This window comes from Nocardia sp. NPDC004718 (assembly GCF_053601535.1).
Genome location: NZ_JBSGCA010000042.1, coordinates 17,811 through 38,850, shown reverse-complemented (window position 1 = coordinate 38,850; position 21,040 = coordinate 17,811). Strand labels below are relative to the sequence as shown.

17 protein-coding genes are annotated in these 21,040 nt (G+C 68.8%); 6 read left to right on the top strand and 11 right to left on the bottom strand.

The window, feature by feature from the left end:
* Positions 1-11: 11 nt before the first annotated feature.
* The 3 genes from ACWEH3_RS26905 to ACWEH3_RS26895 all read left to right on the top strand — a co-directional run bounded on the left by ACWEH3_RS26905 (position 12) and on the right by ACWEH3_RS26895 (position 2,066).
* Positions 12-728 (top strand): MOSC domain-containing protein, encoded by a 717-nt coding sequence (locus tag ACWEH3_RS26905; RefSeq protein ID WP_450023180.1) that lies wholly within the window; start codon positions 12-14, stop codon positions 726-728.
* Positions 725-1,678 carry an asparaginase gene (locus ACWEH3_RS26900; protein ID WP_450023178.1) on the top strand — a complete coding sequence of 318 codons (954 nt, stop codon included), beginning with the start codon at positions 725-727 and terminating at the stop codon, positions 1,676-1,678. The genes ACWEH3_RS26905 and ACWEH3_RS26900 overlap by 4 nt, the downstream gene beginning before the upstream one ends.
* 175 nt (positions 1,679-1,853) lie before the next feature.
* Positions 1,854-2,066 (top strand): DUF3073 domain-containing protein, encoded by a 213-nt coding sequence (locus ACWEH3_RS26895; RefSeq protein WP_039794982.1) that lies wholly within the window; start codon positions 1,854-1,856, stop codon positions 2,064-2,066.
* A 149-nt stretch (positions 2,067-2,215) separates the two neighbouring features.
* Here ACWEH3_RS26895 and purM read toward each other — a convergent pair whose 3' ends face one another.
* From purM to purF, 6 genes are all read right to left on the bottom strand, one after another.
* Complete coding sequence (gene purM / locus ACWEH3_RS26890; protein WP_355076965.1) at positions 2,216-3,292, bottom strand: phosphoribosylformylglycinamidine cyclo-ligase; 1,077 nt, start codon at positions 3,290-3,292, stop codon at positions 2,216-2,218.
* A 130-nt stretch (positions 3,293-3,422) separates the two neighbouring features.
* Complete coding sequence (locus ACWEH3_RS26885) at positions 3,423-5,111, bottom strand: ABC transporter ATP-binding protein (RefSeq protein WP_450023175.1); 1,689 nt, start codon at positions 5,109-5,111, stop codon at positions 3,423-3,425.
* Complete coding sequence (locus tag ACWEH3_RS26880; RefSeq protein ID WP_379250419.1) at positions 5,104-6,102, bottom strand: ABC transporter permease; 999 nt, start codon at positions 6,100-6,102, stop codon at positions 5,104-5,106. Before ACWEH3_RS26880 ends, ACWEH3_RS26885 begins: the two co-directional genes overlap by 8 nt.
* Complete coding sequence (locus tag ACWEH3_RS26875; RefSeq protein ID WP_450023218.1) at positions 6,102-7,112, bottom strand: ABC transporter permease; 1,011 nt, start codon at positions 7,110-7,112, stop codon at positions 6,102-6,104. Before ACWEH3_RS26875 ends, ACWEH3_RS26880 begins: the two co-directional genes overlap by 1 nt.
* 125 nt (positions 7,113-7,237) lie before the next feature.
* Positions 7,238-8,809: an ABC transporter substrate-binding protein gene (locus ACWEH3_RS26870; RefSeq protein ID WP_450023216.1), complete on the bottom strand. Its 1,572-nt coding sequence runs from the start codon at positions 8,807-8,809 to the stop codon at positions 7,238-7,240.
* Between the two features lie 412 nt (positions 8,810-9,221).
* On the bottom strand, positions 9,222-10,811 hold the full coding sequence (purF, locus tag ACWEH3_RS26865; protein WP_450023173.1) for an amidophosphoribosyltransferase: 1,590 nt from the start codon (positions 10,809-10,811) through the stop codon (positions 9,222-9,224).
* A 205-nt stretch (positions 10,812-11,016) separates the two neighbouring features.
* On the opposite strand from purF, the gene ACWEH3_RS26860 reads away from it, so the two are divergent.
* Positions 11,017-12,285: a YhgE/Pip domain-containing protein gene (locus tag ACWEH3_RS26860; RefSeq protein WP_450023214.1), complete on the top strand. Its 1,269-nt coding sequence runs from the start codon at positions 11,017-11,019 to the stop codon at positions 12,283-12,285.
* A 250-nt stretch (positions 12,286-12,535) separates the two neighbouring features.
* Here the strand turns inward: ACWEH3_RS26860 and ACWEH3_RS26855 are convergent, their stop codons facing one another.
* The 3 genes from ACWEH3_RS26855 to ACWEH3_RS26845 form a co-directional block, all read right to left on the bottom strand.
* The gene (locus tag ACWEH3_RS26855; RefSeq protein WP_452358404.1) at positions 12,536-12,925 is read right to left on the bottom strand and encodes a sterol carrier family protein; all 390 of its coding nucleotides are present in this window, start codon (positions 12,923-12,925) and stop codon (positions 12,536-12,538) included.
* A gap of 98 nt (positions 12,926-13,023) precedes the next feature.
* Positions 13,024-13,701, bottom strand: coding sequence for a CPBP family intramembrane glutamic endopeptidase (locus ACWEH3_RS26850; protein WP_452358403.1), 678 nt, complete (start codon positions 13,699-13,701; stop codon positions 13,024-13,026).
* A 14-nt stretch (positions 13,702-13,715) separates the two neighbouring features.
* Positions 13,716-15,449: an alpha/beta hydrolase gene (locus ACWEH3_RS26845; protein WP_450025923.1), complete on the bottom strand. Its 1,734-nt coding sequence runs from the start codon at positions 15,447-15,449 to the stop codon at positions 13,716-13,718.
* 184 nt (positions 15,450-15,633) lie between these two features.
* On the opposite strand from ACWEH3_RS26845, the gene ACWEH3_RS26840 reads away from it, so the two are divergent.
* The gene (locus tag ACWEH3_RS26840; RefSeq protein ID WP_450025925.1) at positions 15,634-15,924 is read left to right on the top strand and encodes a YiaA/YiaB family inner membrane protein; all 291 of its coding nucleotides are present in this window, start codon (positions 15,634-15,636) and stop codon (positions 15,922-15,924) included.
* Between the two features lie 61 nt (positions 15,925-15,985).
* On the opposite strand, the gene purL is transcribed toward ACWEH3_RS26840, so the two are convergent.
* Positions 15,986-18,280, bottom strand: coding sequence for a phosphoribosylformylglycinamidine synthase subunit PurL (purL, locus tag ACWEH3_RS26835; protein WP_450025927.1), 2,295 nt, complete (start codon positions 18,278-18,280; stop codon positions 15,986-15,988).
* A gap of 170 nt (positions 18,281-18,450) precedes the next feature.
* Between purL and ACWEH3_RS26830 the strand changes: the two genes are divergently transcribed.
* Positions 18,451-19,764, top strand: a complete 1,314-nt coding sequence (locus ACWEH3_RS26830; protein WP_450025929.1) for a glycosyltransferase 87 family protein — start codon at positions 18,451-18,453, stop codon at positions 19,762-19,764.
* Here ACWEH3_RS26830 and ACWEH3_RS26825 read toward each other — a convergent pair.
* A complete protein-coding gene (locus ACWEH3_RS26825) occupies positions 19,713-21,011 on the bottom strand; it encodes a M18 family aminopeptidase (RefSeq protein WP_450025931.1) in 1,299 nt (432 codons plus the stop codon). The genes ACWEH3_RS26830 and ACWEH3_RS26825 overlap by 52 nt on opposite strands.
* Positions 21,012-21,040 lie beyond the last annotated feature (29 nt).

Sequence of the window (21,040 nt, the reverse complement as noted above, 5' to 3'; positions counted from 1 at the left end):
GAGCGCCGTTCATGCGCGTCGGTGATTCCGGAGAGGTGCTCGCGGCGTGCGTCGTGCACGCCGATATCGAGGTACCGGGAAGGGTCGGTCGCAGCGCCATCGACAAGCGCCCGGCGGCGGGACGAGTCGCGGTACGCGCGCTCGGCTTGGACGGCGATCACGTCTGCAACACCAAGGATCACGGCGGCGTGGACCAGGCCGTCTACGCCTACGCCGACGAGGACGCCCGCCGCTGGGGCACGGAGCTCGGCCGGGAACTGCCCGCGGGCTGGTTCGGCGAAAACCTGCGCGTGCGTGGCCTTCCGGTCAGCGACTCGGTGATCGGCGCGCGCTGGGCGGTCGGTGACACCGTGCTGGAGGTGACCGCTCCGCGCGTGCCGTGCGCCACGTTCCAGCACTGGAGCGGCGAGCAGCAGTGGGTCAAACGGTTCGCCCTGCGCAGCGATACCGGCGCCTATCTGCGGGTGCTCACCGAGGGCACGATCGCGGCGGGCGACCGGATCTCGGTGGTGCACGTCCCCGAGCACGGCATCACGGTGCGCGATCTGTTCACCGGCGCCGATCCGGATCTGCTGGCGATCCTGCTCGCCGACGAGCCGACCATCTCCGACGACGTGCGCATGCAAGTGGAACGGCACGCGCGCAGGCATGGCAACGCCGTGCGCGCCACCGCGCACCGGCACGCGACGACGAGCACCGACGACATCGGCACGGGAGCGAAATCGTGAGTGTGGAACTGGTCGAAGTGGTCCGCTCGGGCTTCCGGGAATGCGTGCACCGCGGCTCGGTGGTGGTGCTCGACGCCGCGGGCGAGCCCACCCTCGAACTCGGCGAAGTGCACCTGCCGATCTTCCCGCGCTCGACGAACAAGCCGATGCAGGCGATCACCCTGCTGCGCAACGGTTTCCAGCCGGTCGATGACGCCGAACTGGCGATCGCCACCGCCTCGCACTACGGCGAACCCGACCATGTCGCGCTCGTGCGCAGGCTGCTGGACCGGTTCGGCCTGCCCGAATCCGCCCTGGCCTGCCCGGCCGATCTGCCGTACGACGAGGGCGCCCGCACCGCGCTGCTGTCCGGCGGAGGACAACCCCTCCCCATCTACATGAACTGCTCGGGCAAGCACGCGGCGATGCTCGCGACCTGCGCGATCAACGGCTGGCCGACCGAGGGCTACCAGGACCGGGCGCATCCGCTGCAGCGCGCGGTGATCGCGACCGTGGCGGACCTGACCGGCGAGCCGGAAGCCGATCTGGGCATCGACGGCTGCGGATTGCCGATCATCCCGGTCTCACTCGTCAACCTCGCGCGGGTGTTCTCGACCATCGCGACGGCCGAGCCGGGGAGCCCGGAACGCCGGGTCGCCGACGCGGTGCGCGCGCACCCGCGAGTGATTTCCGGCACGAACGCGCCCGATCTGCTGACCATGCTGGCCACTCCCGGGCTGGTGTGCAAGATCGGCGCGGATGGTGTGCACGCGGGCGCGCTGCCGGACGGATCGGCTTTCGCGTACAAGATCGAAGACGGCCACGATCGCGCGCGAATGCCGCTGACGCTGGCCATTCTGCACCGAATGGGAATCGAGTGGACCGATGCGCACGCGGAGCTGGCGGCCCCCGCGGTGCTGGGCGGGGGTATCCGAGTCGGTGTGATTCGTGCTATACCCGGGGTCGTCTAGGTATTCCACGGCAGGGCGACAAGCGGGCAAACGGCACCGGTTCCGGAGTTCTTCACCCACTCCTGGAAGCGAGACCGCCGGACACACGCTAAAGTGTCTGTCAGGAAGAGTATTAATTCGAACGGGGCCGCCACCAAACCCCAGGCCGCCCCGCTGTGACGCGAGGGGGTCAGCCATGGGCCGTGGCCGGGCTAAGGCAAAGCAGACCAAGGTCGCACGCGAGCTGAAGTACAGCTCGCCCACGACCGACTTCGCGAGCCTTCAGCGCGAGCTTTCGGGAAGCCCCAACTCCCAGCGGAGTGGTGGTGTGCTGTCCGATGAGCACGACGCGGACGACTCTTTGTCCCGCTGGGACGAGGACGACGACTACGACGACTGGCGCCGCTGACTCGGATTTACGTCTGAAGGGGGAGGCCGACGGGCCTCCCCCTTCGATCGTTGTCGCGGGTTGACGTCTCTGGCGCCGAAAAGGCTTGCAACACACCGGAGTCCCGCATCGTACGTAGATGCGGGACTCTCACGTGTCTTCACCGCGAATCAGAACCGCGGATGCTCACCGACCAGGACGGCGCGCGCGGCGTCGGCGTCCTTGGCCTTCTTGACCGTGCCCAGCGTCCAGCACTCGATGTGCCGTGCGGTCAGCACCGCCAGCGCCCGGTCCACATCCTCGGGAGCGACGACGGCGACCATGCCGACGCCCATGTTGAACGTCTTCTCCATCTCGGGCCGCTCGACTCGGCCGCGCTGGGCGATCATCTTGAACACCGGCGCCGGGTTCCAGGTGCCTCGGTCCAGCTCGGCCACAATGCCCGCGGGCAGCACCCGGGCGAGATTGGCCGCCAGGCCACCGCCGGTGACGTGGGCGAAGGTGCGCACATCGGTTTCGGCGATCAGCGCGAGGCAGTCCTTGGCGTAGATCCTGGTCGGCTCGAGCAGTTCCTCGCCCAGGGTGCGGCCGAATTCCTCGACGTGGCCGGTGAGCGACATGCGATCGATCTCGAGCAGCACCTTGCGGGCCAGGCTGTAGCCGTTGGAGTGCAGTCCGGAGGAGCCCATGGCGATCACCACGTCGCCGGGGCGGACCCGGTCGGGTCCGAGCACCGCGTCGGCTTCGACCACGCCGATGCCGGTGGCGGACAGGTCGTAGTCGTCCGGATCCATCAGCCCGGGATGCTCGGCGGTCTCGCCGCCGAGCAGCGCGCACCCGGCGCGCACACAGCCCTCGGCGATGCCCGACACCAGTTCGGCGACCTTCTCCGGGACGACCTTGCCGATGGCGATGTAGTCCTGGAGGAACAGCGGCTCCGCGCCGCAGACCACGAGATCGTCCACCACCATGGCCACCAGGTCGAGGCCGACGGTGTCGTGTTTGTCCATCGCCTGTGCCACCGCGATCTTGGTGCCGACGCCGTCGGTGGAGGCCGCCAGCAACGGTTCCCGGTAGCCGCCCTTCAGCGCGAACAGCCCGGCGAAGCCGCCGAGGCCGCCTTGGACCTCGGGCCGGGTCGCCTTCTTCGCCAATGGCCCGAACAACTCGACTGCGCGGTCACCTGCCTCGATGTCCACGCCTGCCGCGGCGTACGAAGCACCACCACTGGGGGTCTGTTCAGTCATTTTCGGGGAAAGCTCCAAACCGAATCGGCGGATAGATGCCTGCTCACGCTACCGGAGCCGGATAACGACCCCGCACCGGTGTTGGCTCGCCCTCTTGACAATAGGGCAGAGCCAACCGTAAAGCGGACGATCAGTCCGTCTCGTCGCCATCGAACCCCGCGGCCCGCACCCGGCGGTGGCGTTGCCGCACCGGATCCGGTACCGGCACCGCGGCGACCAAGCGGCGGGTGTACTCCTCCCGTGGGGCGCGCAGGATGCGATTCCGATCGCCGGCTTCCACCACCGCACCGTCGCGCAGCACCACGATCCGGTCGGCGAGCTGGTCGACCACGGCCAGGTCGTGGCTGATGAACAGGCAGGCCCAGCCGCACTCGCGCTGTAGCTGACCGAACAGCTCCAGCACCGCGGCCTGCACCGAGACGTCCAGCGCGCTGGTCGGCTCGTCGGCGACCAGCAGGTCCGGGTCGAGCACCAGCGCGCGGGCGAGGCTGGCGCGCTGACGCTGCCCGCCGGACAACTCGTGCGGGTACCGGCGTTCGACGCCCGCGGGCAACCGCACGTCGTCGAGTAGCAAGCGAACCCTGGCGCGAATCTCCGCCGAGCTGCCCGCCTTGTGCACGAGCAGCGGTTCGGACACGCACTCGCCCACGGTGAGCCGGGGATTCAGCGAACTGGCCGGGTCCTGGAAGACGAATCCGAAGCGCCGCCGAATCGGTCGCAGCTCGCGCTGTGACAACCCCACGATGTCCTGCCCGCGCACTCGCACCGTCCCGGAGGTGGGCCGTTGCAGTGCCGCGACGCAGCGGCCGATGGTCGACTTGCCCGAGCCGGACTCACCGACCAGGCCGAGCGTCTCGCCGGGACCGATGCGCAGACTCACGCCGTCGACAGCGCGGAAACGCGGCCGGCCGAACGGGCCGGGAAATTCGACCACCAGATCACGGACCTCGAGTACCGGATCGCCCTCGGTCGCGGCACTGTCGGACGTGCCGTGCTCGATCTGCTCGGTACCCAGGTGCGGGACCGCCGCAAGCAGGGCGCGGGTGTAGTCCGCCGTGGGACGGGCGAACAGTTCATCCACCGGCGCCTGCTCGACCACCGCTCCGTCGCGCATCACCACCACGCGGTCCGCGATGTCGGCGACCACGCCCATGTTGTGGGTGATCAGCACGATCGCGCTGCCGATCCGGTCGCGCAGGTCCCGCAGCAGGGCGAGGATCTCGGCCTGCACCGTGACGTCCAGCGCCGTGGTCGGCTCGTCGGCGACGATCACCTTCGGCTCGCAGGCGATGGCGATGGCGATCACCACGCGTTGTTTCTGCCCGCCGGAGAGCTGATGCGGGTAGTAGTCCACCCGGTGCTCCGGATCGGGCAACCCGACAAGGCGCAGGAGTTCCACCGCCCGCGCCTTGGCCGCCTTCTTGGTCAGGTCGGTGTGGGCGCGCAGCGCCTCGCCGATCTGGAAGCCGACGGTGAACAGCGGGTCCAGGGCCAGGCCTGGTTCCTGGAACACCATCGAGATCGCGCCGCCGCGCAATGCGGTGAGCTGCTTCTCGTTCATCGTGGTGACCTGCTCGGTCCCCAGGGTGACCAGGCCGCGCACCGTGGCCGTCTCCGGCAGCAAGCCCATCGCGGTGCGTGAGCTCACGGACTTGCCGGAACCGGACTCCCCGACGATGGCCAGCACTTCGCCGGGGTAGACCTCGTAGGAGACGTCGGTGACCGCGTGCACCGGCCCCGCGTCGGTGGCGAAGGTGACCGACAACGATTCGATGGACAGGGCGGGGCGGCCCCGCTCCATCGCGGAGGACTCAGGCATCGGTCGCGTCCTTTCCGCCGCCGTCCGGTCCGGCCACCGCCGCGGCGCGGCGGGTGCGCAGGACCGGGTTCAGCACTTCGTTGAGGCTTTCACCGACCAAGGTCATGCCGAGCACGACGAGCACGATGGCGACACCGGGGAAGATGCCCGTCCACCAGATGCCGTTGGACACGTCCGGCAGCGCTTTGTTCAGATCGAAACCCCATTCCGCGGCCTGGGTCGGTTCGATGCCGAAACCGAGGAAACCCAGGCCGGCCAGGGTGAGGATGGCTTCCGACCCGTTGAGCGTGATGATCACCGGCAGCGATTGAGTGACGTTGGCCAGGATGTGCCGGAACAGGATTCGCGTGGTCGACGCGCCGGTTACCCGCGCCGCGTCGACGTACGGCTCCTGCTTCACGGCCACGGTCGCGTTGCGCACCACCCGGAAGTACTGCGGGACGAAGACCGCCGTGATTGCCACCGCCGCGGACAGCACACCGCCAAGGCTGGTCGAGCGACCGCCCGCGACCACGATGGACACCACGATCGCCAGCAACAGTGTCGGGAACGCGTACATCGCGTCCATGAACAGCACCAGCAACCGGTCCGGCCACCGGCCGACGTAGCCGGACAGCAATCCGAGCGGTACCCCGATCAGCAGCGAGAGCAGCAGGGAGATCGTGATCACCCACAGGGCTGTCCGCGCGCCATAGATCACCCGGGAGAACACGTCTTCCCCGCGCACCGAAGTGCCGAACCAATGCTCGGCCGAGGGTGCTTGCTGGCGAACGAAATCGACGCCGTCGGCGGCACTCTGGGCGAATCCGTACGGTGCGATCAGCGGAGCGAAGAGTGCGGCGACCACGAAGACACCGACCAGAGCCAGTCCGAGGACCAGCGTCGCACGCTGCAAACCGGAGGTCATCGAGAACAACCGGAGGCCGGGTACACCACGCCGCGCCGCGGGTGGCGTGACCAGGGTTTCGTTCAGCAGTTCCGGAGCCGTCATCAGAACCTCACCCTCGGATCGATCAGCGCCACCAGGACGTCGACCAGGAAGCTCATCACCGCCACGATGAGCGCGATGAACGCGACGATGCCCTGCACGGCGACGAAGTCGCGCGCCGAGAGGTATTGCGCGAATTGATAGCCGAGGCCTTTCCACTCGAACGTGGTCTCGGTGAGCACCGAGGCGCCGAGCATCATGGCGATCTGCATGCCCATCACCGTGACGATCGGGATCAGCGCGTTGCGGAAGGCATGCCGCCCGGTCACCACGCGGCGGGACAAGCCACGGGCCCGTGCCGCGTCCACGTAGTCGGCGCGGAGGGTCTGGATCAGGTTGATCCGCACCAGCCGCAAGAAGATGCCCGCGGTGAGCAAGCCGAGCGCGATGGCGGGCAGCACGGCGTGTTCCAGCACGTCGAGCAGGTATCCGGCGTCGCCGTAGAGGATCGCGTCGATCACCATGATGTTGGTCTTCGGCGAGACGTGTTGCAGCCGCAGTTCCACGTTGGTGCTCGCCCGGCCCGCCACCGGCAGCCAGCCGAGTCGCACCGCGAACACCAGCTTCAGCAGCAGGCCGACGAAGAACACGGGCGCGGCGTAGAACAAGATGGCCAGCAACCGCAGCGTGGTGTCGGCGGCCGAATCCCGCCGGGTGGCGGCGTACCTGCCCAGCGGGACGCCGATCGCGAACGCGACCACCAGCGCCCAGCACACCAGTTCCAGCGAGGCGGCGCCGTAGGTCACCACCACCTCGCTGATCTCCCGATTGTCCTGGGAGCGACCGAGATCCCCGTGCAGAAGCCCGGACAGATAGTCCCGGTACTGGGTCAGGATCGGCCGGTTCAGCCCGGCCGCCTCCTTGCGCGCCTCGATCTGTTCCTGGGTCATGCGTCCGCCCATCGCCGCGCTGATCGGGTCGCCGACCACGCGCATCAGGAAGAACACGACCGTGACCAGGATCCACGCGGTCACCGGAATCAGCAGCAGGCGGACGCCGAGGTAGCGCAGCAACGCGCCGTGGCGAGATTCGTCGCCACGGTTGCCGGTTCGCCGCAGGGCGAAGGGCCGGGCCCGGGCGGGTGTCGGCGCGATGTCCGCCGATGTGGTCGCCCCGGGCCCGGCCGTGTCGCCGGAACTCACTTGCTCAGCACCGCATAGCGGAATTTGAACGATGCGTCGAGCGTCTGTTCCACGCCCTGCACGCCGGTGGCCGAAACCGCGATCTGCTTGCCGGACAGCAGCGGAACGATCGGCAGGAAGTTCTGCGCGAGATCACGCTGCACCTGCTGGATCTGCGCGAGCCGCTTGTCTTTGTCGGGCTGGGTCGCCTGGGCGATCAGCTGGGCGGAGATGCCGGGGTCTTCGAAATGCGACTGCAGGAAGTTGTTCGGGCCGAAGAACGGGGAAAGGTAGTTGTCCGGGTCCGGGAAGTCCGGGAACCAGCCGAATTGGAAGAGCGGGTAGCCATCACGGGCGCGTTCTCGCTGGTAGGTCACCCATTCGGTGGATTGGAGATCGACCTTGAACAAACCCGTGGCCTCCAGTTGCGACTTGATCGCCGCGTACTCCTCGGAGCTGCTGGAACCGTAGTGGTCGGGGTTGTACTGGAGATTCAGCTCGACCGGCGTCGTGACCCCCGCGTCGGCGAGGAACTTCGCCGCCTGGTCCTTGTTCGGCTGGGCGCCGTAGATGTCCTTGAACGGCTCGGCCGCGCCCGGCATGCCCTGCGGCACGGACGAATACGCGGGCAGGTAGGTCTTCTTGTAGACGCCGTCGGCGAGCGCGGCACGGTCGACGGTGGCCGCGACGGCCTTGCGCACGGCCAGTTTCTGCGCGGGCGTGCCACCCGGCATGGTGTTCAGATTGAAGACGATGTAGCGGAGTTCCCCGCCGGGGCCCTCGTGCACGGCGACCTTGCCGTCGTTGCGCAGCGACTCGATGTCGGTGGGCGTGAACGACCGATATCCGACGTCGAGCGAACCGTTCTGCAGGTCGAGCTTCATGTTGTCGGTGGTGGCGTAGTACTTGGTGGACACCGTCTCGGTCTTCGGCTTGCCGAGGATGCCGTTGTAGTCGGCGAACGCCTGGTACTCGACGAGTTTGTTCTTGTCGTAACTGGCGATGGCGTACGGGCCGGAGTAGCCCTTCGCCTTCACCACGTCCTCGTCCGGCATCACCTTGTCCGGCGCGTACACCTTCTCGTCGACGATCGGCCCGGCCTGAGTGGGCAGGATCGCGGGGAAGGTCTGATCGTCGGCCACCTTCAACGTGAACGCGACGGTGCGCGGGTCGACGACGTCGGTCTTCTCCAGATTGCCGAGCAGCGAGGCGGGACCGTTCGGGTCGTTGATCCGCAGCATCCGGTCGAAGGAGAACTTCACGCTGGTCGCGGTCAGCGGGTTGCCGTTGGCGAACTTCAGGCCGTCTTTCAACGTGCAGGTATACACCGTGGGCGCGGTGAACTCGCACTTCTGGGCCGCGTCCGGCTTCGGCGTCGCGTCACCGGGTGCGAAGTTGAGCAGGTACTGATAGATCTGCGTCTCGGCGACCAGCGACCCGTTGTCGTAGGCGGCCGCTGGATCGAGCGAGAAGATCTTGTCGGTGGTGCCCGCCACCAAGCCGCCGCCGTCACCGCCCTCCCCGGTTCGCCCGGAACCGCATCCCGCCAGCACCGAACCCGCCAGTGCCAGCAGGCCGACGGCCGCGATGGTTCGCGTCCCGATCCGTCGCCCCAACCTCGAATTCCTCATCACGGCCCCACTTCTCGAGCGCCGCACGCGTTGCCCTGGATCGCAGGCCCGGTGCGGACACGGGTGAACTTCCGATCTGATCGGCACCGTACCTACGAAGCATTTTCGGCACGTTACGTTTTCGAAGAAAATCCGCGGCGCTCTCAGCAGGCGTTATGCGCCGCGACTACAACCGCCGGGAAAAACCGGTCATACGTCCAGAATTGCCGGACGGTGCGTGGCGTGATGTCTCGAGCACGCCATACCACGGCGTGCGACAGCAACCGACCGTACCCACAAACGCATCGGTGGAAACCATTACGCGCCGAAGCGATCGGCCTTACGGCGATTACCGAGAGTCGGTGACCGCCCGGCGCACACGATCAGCGATTCACGGCCGGCTCAGCGCGCTCGCATTCGCGTTCTCGCCCAGCAGCGCCGCTTCGGTCTGGCCGGTGAGCATGCCCTCGAGCAGGTTCTTCCCGATCGCGGCCTCGGTGGGCAGCGGGATCGGATAGTTGCCGTCGAAACACGCGGCGCAGAGCCGCGAGCGCGGCTGTTCGGTGGCGGCGATCATGCCGTCGAGCGAGATATAGCCGAGGGTATCGGCGCCGATCGACCGGCGCACGCCCTCGACCATGTCCGCGACGTCGCCCTCGGTGCCCGCTCCGTTGGCGATCAGTTCCGCCCGCGAGGCGAAGTCGATGCCGTAGAAGCAGGGCCACTTCACCGGCGGCGAGGCGATCCGCACGTGGATCTCCAACGCGCCCGCCTCGCGCAACATCCGGATCAGCGCGCGCTGGGTGTTGCCGCGCACGATCGAGTCGTCCACGACGATCAGGCGCTTGCCGCGGATGACCTCGCGCAGCGGATTGAGCTTGAGCCGGATGCCGAGCTGACGGATGGTCTGGCTGGGCTGGATGAACGTGCGGCCGACGTAGGCGTTCTTCATCAGGCCCTGGCCGTAGGGCACGCCCGACCCCTGCGCGTAACCGACGGCGGCTGGTGTGCCGGATTCGGGAACCGGGATCACCAGATCGGCGTCGACGGGGTGCTCCTTCGCCAGGCGACGGCCGATCTCCACCCGGGTGGCGTGCACCGACCGGCCCGCGATGGTGCTGTCCGGCCGCGCCAGGTACACGTATTCGAAGACGCAGCCCTTGGGCTCGGGGTTGGCGAAGCGCATCGAGCGCACGCCGTCGGCATCGATCGCCAGCAATTCGCCGGGTTCGATCTCGCGGACGAAGGCGGCGCCGACGATGTCCAGCGCGGCGGTCTCACTGGCAACGACCCAGCCACGCTCCAGCCTGCCCAGGCACAGCGGGCGCACGCCGTGCGGGTCGCGCGCGGCGTAGAGGGTGTGCTCGTCCATGAAGGTCAGGCAGAACGCGCCCTTCAGGGTGGGCAGCAGTTCCATCGCGGCCCGCTCGATGCTGGAGTCGGCGGCGGCGTGCGCGAGCAGCGCGGTGACCACGTCGGAGTCGGAGGTCGCCGCGGCGGGCTGCGGGCGCCCGCCCCGGACGGAGGCGAGCAGGCCGAGTTCCCTTGCGCGGCCTGCCAATTCGGCGGTGTTGACCAGATTGCCGTTGTGCCCCAAGGCAAGTCCGGAGCCCACCGCGGTGGTGCGGAAGATGGGCTGAGCGTTCTCCCAGGTCACCCCGCCCGTGGTGGAGTAGCGACAGTGACCGACGGCGATATGACCCGGCATGGCCGCCAGCGTCTGCTCGTCGAACACCTGGCTGACCAGACCGAGATCCTTGAACACGAGGATCTGCGAGCCGTCCGACACCGCGATGCCCGCCGCCTCCTGTCCCCGGTGTTGCAGAGCATAAAGCCCGTAATACGTGAGTTTCGCCACTTCTTCGCTCGGCGCCCAGACTCCGAAGACTCCGCACTCCTCGCGCGGCTCGTTCTCGTCGACGTCCGGAGGTGGACACGAGGTGGCGGAAATGCTCTGGACCGGCAGTTCGGCGTTGGTCACCGTTTGCTCCCTGTTCGGGCGGGCTGGGGGCAGATTTCATTCTACGGATGCCACGGCGGTGCCCGCGCACCGCCGCCGCATCCGAGCAGCAATCCGGGGGGACCGAAGCGGGGTTGCCGCGGGGCCGTCGACTGTTACGGTGCGGACCGTGACGACTACGGACGACGCGAGCACGTCGGGACCGGCGCGCAGGCCATGGCCTCGGATGGTGCTGTTTCCCATCGCTGTGCTGAGCCTGCTCACCGCCCTGCTGGGCATCATGTACCTCGACTATGTCGTCGACCCGGAGCAGAACCTGCACGACTTCCCGATCGCGCTGGTGAACCAGGATGTCGGCGACACCATCGGCAGCGGGAGCACCCAGCAGCAGGTCAATTTCGGCGACCAGATCACCCGGGCGCTGGCCGACGGGGTGCCTTCGGACAAAGTCGACCTGCGCGTGCTCAGCATCAACGAGTCCGAGCGGCAGATGCAGTCCGGGCAGGTCTACGGCGCGATCGTCATCCCGAGCGATTTCAGCAAGCAGCTCGGCAATCTGGGTGTGGGCAGTGTCATACCCGGTGACATCCCGCGCCCGATCATCACGGTGCAGACCAACCCGCGCACCGGAGCGTTCGGCACCCAGATCGTGCTGCGGGTCGGCAACGAGGCGCTGACCGAGGTGAACAAACAGGTCGGCAAGCAGCTGCTCGACCAAGTGAACGCGCAGCTCGCCCCGCGTCCCGGCGGTCCGCCTGCGCCCGAACTGACCGGCGCGACCAGGGTCGCGCTGGCGTCGCCGATCGAGGTGGTGCAGCAGCAGTACCACCCGCTGCCGCACGGCAGCGGCCAGGGCCTGACCGCGTTCTTCTACTCCCTGTTGCTGCTGCTGGCCGGTGTGGTCGGCGCGATGGTCATCCACACCATGATCGATGCGCAGCTCGGGTTCGTGCCCACCGAATACGGCCCCTGGTACGTGCACTACCCGCCCACGCCGATCTCGCGGTTCAGGACGCTGCTGATCAAATGGGGTGTGTTCGTGCTGGCGGCGAACATCGTCGCCGCGGTGTTCCTCGTCGTGGGGGAACTGCTGGACATGCCGATCGGCAATCCGCTGGCCCTGTACCTCTACAGCGCGCTCGCCATGATCGCCGTCGGCGTGACCGGGCTGTCGATGCTCGCGGCGATCGGCTCGGCGGGCCTGCTGGTGAACCTCATCCTGTTCGTCATCCTCGGCTTGCCGTCCTCCGGCGGCACCGTGCCGATCGAGGCGACGCCGAGGTACTTCGGCTGGCTGGCTTCCTTCGAACCCATGCACCAGGTCTTCCTGGGAGTGCGGTCGATCCTGTACTTCGACGCGAATTTCGAGGCGGGGCTCACGCGCGGCGTGTGGATGGCGGTCCTCGGGCTCGCGATCGGACTGATCTTCGGCGCGTCGGTCACCCGCTTCTACGACCGCAAGGGGCTGGAGCGCCGCAACATCGTCCGGGCGTGAACCGGCCGCGGAAGGATCGCGAGGCGACTTCGGACCAGTCGAGGACCCCGATCCGGTCGCCGCTTCGAGGGCGGCCGGTGGGGCCGAGTCCGACAACACAAACGTCTATTTCCGAGCCCCCGGCGCAGTATGCCCAAGATCGAACTGAACTCCGACTGGTAAACCCGCCCACACCTGGGCATATGCCGACCAGAAGCGAGAGACGCGCGCCGGGGTGCACTGAACCATCGGGCCGGTGGCGCAGCGGTCGTCAGTCGACCCGGACGATCGGCAGCCAGTGCGCGATCTCGGCCGCGCGGGTGCCGGAGGCGCTCACCGCGCCGGAGCCGAGGGCGTCGTCGAACTCGAGCTGTCCCGTGGCCAGCAGCAGCCAGGTGCGCGGGTCGGTCTCTACGACGTTCGGTGGCGTGCCCCTGGTGTGCCGCGGGCCCTCGACGCACTGCACCGCGACGAACGGCGGCACCCGGAGCTCGACCGAGTGCCCGGGTGCGGAGGCCGCCAGCGAGCGCGCCGTGGTCCGCACCGCGGCCGCGAGTTCGGCGCGGGCGGGCGCGCCGACCGACTCGTCGCGCAACCACTCGCTCACCACCGCCACCGCTGCCCGCGTCTGCGCGGGGTCGACCGTGCCTCGTCCTGCCACCTGCCCGACCCTACTTCCCGCTCCGCTCACCTCGCGCACGCGATCGACCCCAACCCTTCTTCGGCGAGGACGGTCGGCCCGACGGTGCCGGCGCGGCTTCAGGCACGGCGGCGGTCCACAGTTGTCCCGAGGTCCGGCCGTGTCCCCGGCATCCCGCGCGCGGGACCCTGCAAGCGGCGGGCCAGGCGCGGAGCGATCGCTCCGCCCGCGTTCATGGCGAGGTGCAGCAGCGCGGGGGCGGCGGTGCCCGCGGTGCGGCGGCGCAGCAAACCGAACACGAGTCCGCCCGCCGTAGTCACCGCCACAGTGGCGGGAACACTGTCGCCCACGGCCCGCGCGGGGGTGATGTGCCAGAGTCCGAAGGTCGTCGCGCCGACCAATGCACCGGCTCGCGGACCGAAAAGGCGGTCCAGCATGGGATCCAGCGTGCCGCGGAAGACGAGTTCCTCGCTATAGACAGTCCCGAGGGGAATGTGCACAGCCACCCACTCCTGCGTCGACACAGCGGGCCCCCGTTCAGCGAGTTCGGCCAGTTGCCATCGCAGCGACGGAACGGCAAGGGCCGCTGCGTAACCAGCCACGACGACCGAGGCGGCGAGCAGCCCGCAGCGCACGCCGCTCTTCGAGCACCGGCCGGGTTCGGCGCGCAGCGCGACTGCGTAGGCGGTGGCGAAACCGGCATTGGCGGCGGTTCGTCCGCGGATGCCGAGACGAAGGCGGGGCAGGACCGCATTGCTCCAGACCAACGGAACGGCAACGGCCGCAAGGGTTCGCACAGCCCGTACCGGGCTCACTTGATCTTCCGCTCGAATTCCTCCGCGGCCTCGACTTCGACCCGGATCCGTTCGGAACGCTCGGCGGTCCAGTCCGGTGGCGCGGCGATGGCGGCCCAGCCGTCCAGCACCAGGCTGCCGTAGCGGTGTCCGTGCCCGTCGGTGACGCCCTGCGCGTTGGTCAGATCGGCGGCCACCTGCCAGAAGGTGACGAACGGCCACCAGCGCATCTGGGAGGAGACGTCCGAACCGCGCGGCTCCGACAGCCAATCCGGCCGCGAGAAGATCAGATCCGGCGACCACCAGACGATGGGATCGGACGCGTGCTGCAGATACGCGATGCGCGGCGGCCGCCATTCCGACGACGGGCGCGCCAGGTCACCGCTGTCGGAGGCGAACCGGACCACCAGCCCGTCGGCGTACAGCGGCTCCACCTCACGGGAACCCGGGTCGCGGCGGGCGACGAACTGCTGCCACAGCCGGTTGGAATTGGGCGGGCCGACCCACAGCGCGCCGTCGACCTTGGCGCGCAGATCGGCCAGACCGTCGAACGCCGCCTCGGAACCCTGCGAACCGAGGCTCTCCCCGTACACCAGCAATTTGGGTCGTGCCTGCGGCGGGCGCGCGGTCCAATGCTGGTACACCGCGTCGAACAGATCCTTGCCCGCCGCGGCGGCCTTGCTACGGTCGGCCAGGAAGGACAGCACGCTGGGCAGGTACGAGTACTGGGTGGCGACGATCGCGGTATCGCCGTCATACATGTACTCGAGTGCGGATGCGGCCAGCGAGTTCACCCATCCGGTCCCCGTGGTGGTGACCACCACGAGCGCCTTCCGGTCGAACGCACCGGTTCGCTCGAGCTCGGACACCGCCAGCTCGGCCGGTTCCTGGTTCCCTTCGACCGACTCCAGACCGACGTAGGCCCGGACGGGCTCCTTGGCCGGGCGGCCGGTGACCGAGGTGATGCGGCTCGCGGTGGGTCCGTGCGAGACGAACCAGCGCCCCTCGAATCCGAGGGTCTCCCATTTGGCCAGCGAGGCGGGGCTGCCGGAGCGCTCCGGTTGCTGCGGCTGCACCGCGTTCACCGAGGTGTGGTCGTTGCGCACGCTGAACGCGGAGTTGGCCACCGCGAAGAACGCTTGCGTGGCGACACCGTTGAAGATCGTCACCGCCAGCACCACCAGCACCAGGAATCCGGCGGCCGGAGCGAGTTCGCGGGGCACCTTCACCCACCGGTTGAGCAGGCGGGCCAGGAACAGGATGAGTTCGCGCACGGTCCGGTAGACCGCGACCGCCGCGGCGCCGACCACCATGCTCAGCAGTCCGGTGCGCAGATAGGCGGGCGTGGTGGTGCCCTCCATGCCCATCAGCGCCGTGATCTCCCGCTGCCAGCGCGCCGACTGCACCAGCATCAGCGCGGCGCTCAGCACGGCGGTGAGCAGCACGGCGGACTTGACGGCGTAACGCGCCCACGTCGGCGGCGGCGCGATCTTCAGCCGCGGCCGCACCCACAGCCGGAACAGCCACTCCAGCAAACAGCCGGCGCCGTATCCGATGGCGGCATTGATCCCGCTGATCAGCCCCTGGAACAGCCAGTCGCGCGGCAGCAGCGACGGCGTCACCGACAGCGCGAAGAACACCGTCGCCACCACCAAGCCGACGTAATTGAGGTCGATGACGTCCTCGACGCGCCGGATCACCGCGACCGCGCGGGTGCGCAGTTTCCGCATGGTCCCGGCGGTCTCCAGCATCCGATCAGTATGGCGGTCGCCACCGACGGCCCGGCGCGTCGCCCACCGTGACGCGGGCGCGCACGACGCGGATCACACCCGGCGCGACCCGCAATCGGACGCTTTCGCGCGGATGGCAACTACCCATTCCGCTCGAGTAGTTGTACACGGGTGCACGGGTCGCGCCATCCGGAAACTTTGGTCCATGAGCACAACGACCGCGGGGCATAAAGCCAGCGCCGCTTACGTCGCACAGGCCGCGATCGCCTTCGGAATCGGTTTCGTCGGCATCGGCATCGGGATCTACGCGCTGCCGCTGGACGTCTGGCAGCGCGGATTCCTCGGTATGTCCGTGTTCTTCCTGTTGACCAGCACCTTCACGCTGGCGAAAGTGGTGCGCGACCAGCACGAGGCGGCGACCATTCACGGTCGCATCGATCAGGCGCGGATGGAGAAGCTGCTCTCCGAGCACAATCCGTTCAATTCCGTCGCCTGAGTACGCGCACCTGGGCGGGCCCGGTAACGAGGGGTTCAGGCCCGCCCAGGTGGGCGTCTCGTCAGACGGTTCCGGCGCCGAACAGCTTCGGCAGCGTGCCTTCGTGCGCGGTCCGCAACTCGTCCATGGTGATCGAGAACTGGCCCTGCACCTCGACCGAATCCGAGCCCTGGTCGACCACGCCGATGCGCACCCACGGCAGTTCGCGCGCGGTGCACATGCGGGTGAACCTGGTCTCCTCCGAGCGGGGAACGGCGACCAGCACACGGCCCGCCGACTCGGAGAACAGTGTGACGAACGGATCCGCGTCCTCGGGAAGGAGGATGCGGCAACCGGTCTCACCGGCGAGCGCCGCTTCGACGACAGCTTGAGCGAGACCGCCCTCGGACAGGTCGTGCGCGGCGCTGATCATGCCGTCGCGCGAACCGGCGAGCAGCACCTCGGCGAGCAGCTGCTCGCGGGCGAAGTCGACCTTCGGCGGGACGCCGCCGAGATGGTCGTGCGCCACCTGCGACCAGATCGACCCGCCGAACTCGTCGCGGGTCTCGCCGAGCAGGATCAGCGTCTCGCCCGGCTCCAGGCCGATCCCGGTCGGGATGCGGCGGTGCACGTCGTCGATAACGCCGAGCACGCCGACCACCGGGGTCGGCAGGATCGCCGTCTGGCCGGTCTGGTTGTAGAAGCTGACGTTGCCGCCGGTGACCGGGATGCCGAGCGCCACGCAACCGTCGGCCAGGCCGCGCACCGCCTGCTGGAACTGCCACATCACCCCGGGATCCTCCGGCGAACCGAAGTTCAGGCAGTTGGTGACCGCCTTCGGCGTGGCACCGGTGCTGGCCACGTTGCGGTAGGCCTCGGCCAGCGCGAGCTGCGCACCGGCATAGGGGTCCAGCTTGGTGTAGCGGCCGGACGCGTCGGTGGCCAGCGCGATGCCGCGGCCGGTCTCCTCATCGATCCGGATGACGCCCGCGTCGGCCTGATCGGCCAGCACGGTGTTGCCGCGCACGTAGCGGTCGTACTGCTCGGTGATCCACTTGCGGCTGCACAGCTGCGGGCTGGAGATCATCCGCAGCAGCGTCGCGCGCAGTTCGTCGGCGGTTTCCGGACGGGCGAGCCGGTCCGGGGTGTCGGCGATCAGCGCGTCCTGCTCCTCGGGGCGCGCGACCGGGCGCTCGTAGACCGGACCCTCGTGCGCGACGGTGCGCGGCGGCACGTCGACCACGGTCTCGCCGTGCCAGGTGACCACCAGCCGGTCACCGTCGGTGACCTCGCCGATCACCGTGGCCAGCACGTCCCACTTGCGGCACACGGCCATGAACGCGTCCACGTTCTCGGGAGTGACGACCGCGCACATGCGCTCCTGCGATTCGCTGGAGAGCACCTCGGCGGGCGTCATGCCGGTCGCGCGCAGCGGCACCTTGTCCAGCTCGATGTGCATGCCGCCGTCGCCGGCCGCCGCGAGTTCGGATGTGGCACAGGACAATCCGGCGCCGCCGAGGTCCTGGATGCCCACCACCAGCTTCGCCGCGTACAGCTCGAGACAGCACTCGATGAGCACCTTCTCGGTGAACGGGTCGCCCACCTGCACCGCGGGCAGCTTCTTGCGGCCGGAGCCGGATTCGTCGCCGGAGAAGGTGTCCGAGGCCAGCACCGAGACGCCGCCGATGCCGTCCAGGCCGGTGCGCGCGCCGAACAGCACGATCTTGTTGCCGGTGCCGGAGGCGAAGGCCAGGTGCAGGTCCTCGACCCGCATCACGCCGGCGCACAGCGCGTTCACCAGCGGGTTGCCCTGATAGGAGGCGTCGAACACGGTCTCGCCGCCGACGTTCGGCAGGCCGAGCGAGTTGCCGTAGCCGCCGACGCCGCGCACCACGCCGTCCACCACGCGACGGGTGTCGACCGCGTCCGCCGCGCCGAAGCGCAGCTGGTCCATCACCGCGATCGGGCGCGCGCCCATCGCCATGATGTCGCGCACGATGCCGCCGACGCCGGTGGCGGCGCCCTGGTACGGCTCCACGTAGGAGGGGTGATTGTGGCTCTCCACCTTGAAGGTGACCGCCCAGCCGTCACCCACGTCGACGACGCCCGCGTTCTCGCCGATGCCGGCAAGCATGGATTCGCGCATCTCGTCGGTGGTGGTCTGGCCGAAGTAGCGCAGGTGCACCTTGGAGGACTTGTAGGAGCAGTGTTCGCTCCACATCACCGAGTACATCGCCAGCTCGGCGTCGGTCGGCCTGCGACCGAGGATCTCCTTGATGCGGGCGTACTCGTCGTCTTTGAGGCCGAGTTCTTTGTAGGGTTGCGCCACGTCGGGGTTTGCTGCGGCTGCGCTGACGGTGTCGACCTGCGGAGTCACGGAGTACCAGGGTCCTTTCGGCCGGGCAGGAGGGTCGGCAAGCCGGCGGAGCCGGCGGGGTGGGCGAGCTCAGCGAAGCGACGAGCGTTGTCACTGGGCGGCGGCGAGATGCCTACGGGTAAGTCTAGAGGCACTGGGTACCGACCATGCGCACCGGCTACTCTGGGCCCGTGAACGAAGGATCGGGGGTCGCGAATCCGGGTGCGAGATCGGTCACCTCGGATGCCGCGCCGACCGGCAGCGGCGGATCGGGGACCGCATCCGGTCACGCGTCGCCGAACCCGCAGGCCCCGCAAGTACGCTGGCTGATTGCTGCGATCGCGTTGTTCGCGGTGTCGGCGATCGTCTCGCTGCTCGCGCACTGGTGGCACGGCTACATCGACCTCCAGGTGTATCGCAACGGCGCCCGGGTCTGGCTGGACAACGGCGACCTGTACGGTCCGATGCCGCCGGTCGAAGGAATCGGACTGCCGTTCACCTATCCACCCTTGGCCGCGTTGTTCTTCGCGCCGCTGGCCCTGATGCCGCTGGTCGCCGCCGAGGTGCTGGTGGTCGTCACCAATGTAGTCAGCCTTGGCATCTCGCTGTGGCTGGTGCTGACTCGCCTGCGGCCCGAGCTGTCGCGTCCGGTCGTGCTCACGCTGGTCATCGGCGCGGTCGCGGTGGCGCAGTTCTTCGAACCCATCCGCCAGACCTTCGGCTTCGGCCAGATCAACCTGGTGCTGATGGCCGCGATCACACTGGACTGCCTGGCGCGCAAGCCTTTCTGGCCGCGCGGCATGCTGATCGGCATCGCGGTGTCGGTGAAACTGATCCCCGCCGGTTATCTGCTGTACTTCGTGCTGCGCAAGGACTGGAAAGCCGCGGGCACGCTGGTGGTCTCCGCGATCGCGGCGGTGGGTCTCGGATTCCTGCTTTTCCCCGGCGATTCCGTGGACTACTGGTTCCACACCCTCGCCGACACCGGCCGGATCGGACCTCCTTACTTCGCGGGCAACCAGTCCATCAAAGGCATGGCCTTCCGCCTCGGCATCGGCGACACGGCGGCCACGCTGGTGTGGATCACCTTGTCGGTGCTGGCTGTCGCGCTGGCCGCGGTGTGGATGCGCAGGCTGATCGAGGCGGGCGCCACCGTGGCGGCGCTGCTGATGAACGCCGCGGCGGTGCTGCTGGTCTCGCCGGTGTCGTGGTCGCATCACTGGGTGTGGATCGCGCCCGCGCTGGTCGTCGCCGCCGACCTCATGGTGCGCGGCGCGCGCAGCCCTCGGGCGAGCGGCGTGGTCACGGTCGCCGCCGTGCTGTTCCTGATCGGCCCGCACTGGCTGCTGCCGCATTCGCGCGACCGCGAGCTGGACTGGGCCTGGTGGCAGCAGATCATCGGAAGCAATTACGTGCTCGCCACTTTCGCCGTGTTCATCGTCGCGGTGTTCACCTATCGACCGGTGGTCTCGGGCGTGAGGAAGGCGGCCAGCGCGGCGGCGTAGGCCGGAACGTCGAACGCGCCCATCAGCTCACGCGCCGAATGCATCGCCAGCTGCGGCGCACCGACGTCGACGGTCGACATGCCGGTACGCGCCGCGGTCATCGGCCCGATGGTGGAGCCACAGGGCAGGTCGGCGCGATGGACGTAACGCTGCAACGGGACCGCGGCCTGCGCGCAGGCCAGCGCGAACGCGCCCGCGCCGGTGGAGTCCGTGGCATAGCGCAGATTCTGGTTGACCTTCAGCGCCGGCCCGCCGTTCACCTCGATCCGGTGCGCGGGCTCGTGCCGCTCCGGATAGTTCGGGTGCGTCGCGTGCGCCATGTCGCCGGACGCGCACACCGAACCGGCCAGTGCGGCCAGATATTCGGCGCGGCCGCCGCCGCGCGCGAGCACGATCCGCTCCAGCACCGCGGGCAGCAGATCGGACTGCGCGCCGCGGTCGGACTGGCTGCCGACCTCCTCGTGGTCGAACATGGCCAGCACCGGGACGGCCGCGCCCGGCTCCTCGATCGCGGCCAGGAACGCCTGCAAGCCCGCGAAGCAGGTGCCCTGGTTGTCCAGTCGCGGCGCGCTGACCAAGTCCTGGTCCCGCCCGATCAGCCTGCTCGGCGTCAGGTCGTGGGTCATCAGCTCCCAGCCGAGCACGTCGCCCGGATCGACCTCGGCCCAGTCGGCCACGAAATCGATGAAGGCGGCCGCCTCGTACCCCGCGCCCCACACCGCGTTGACGTGCCGCTGCGGATCCAGCGTCACACCCCTGCGGTCCTCGGACAGATGGATGGCCAGCTGCGGCACCCGCAGGATCGGCTCATCGATGCGAACCAGGCGCTCGCGCACCGTGTTTCCGTCCCGCACGCTCAGCCGCCCGGAAACACCCAACTCCCGGTCGAGCCACGAATTCAGCCACGCACCGCCGTAGGGCTCCAGCCCGACCAGCTGCCAGCCCGCCGAGGTCAGGTCGGGATGCTGCTTGACGCGCAGGTTGGGACTGTCGGTGTGCGCTCCGACCACGCGGAACCCCGTCGCGCCCGCGGTGTCCCCCGCCGCCCAGGCGACCAGCGACCCACCGCGAATCACGTAATGCCTACCCGGGCTCTCCGCAGACCAGGTCTGCGACTCGGCGAGCCGGGTGAACCCGCGCGCGTCCAATTCCGCGGCGACCGTGCGGCAGACGTGGAACGGCGACGGGGACGCATCGATGAACGCGCACAGCCCGGCGGCCGTGGCTGCGGTGGTGGAGACGGGCATGCCTGCGATCCTAGGCAAGCGGGGCGCGA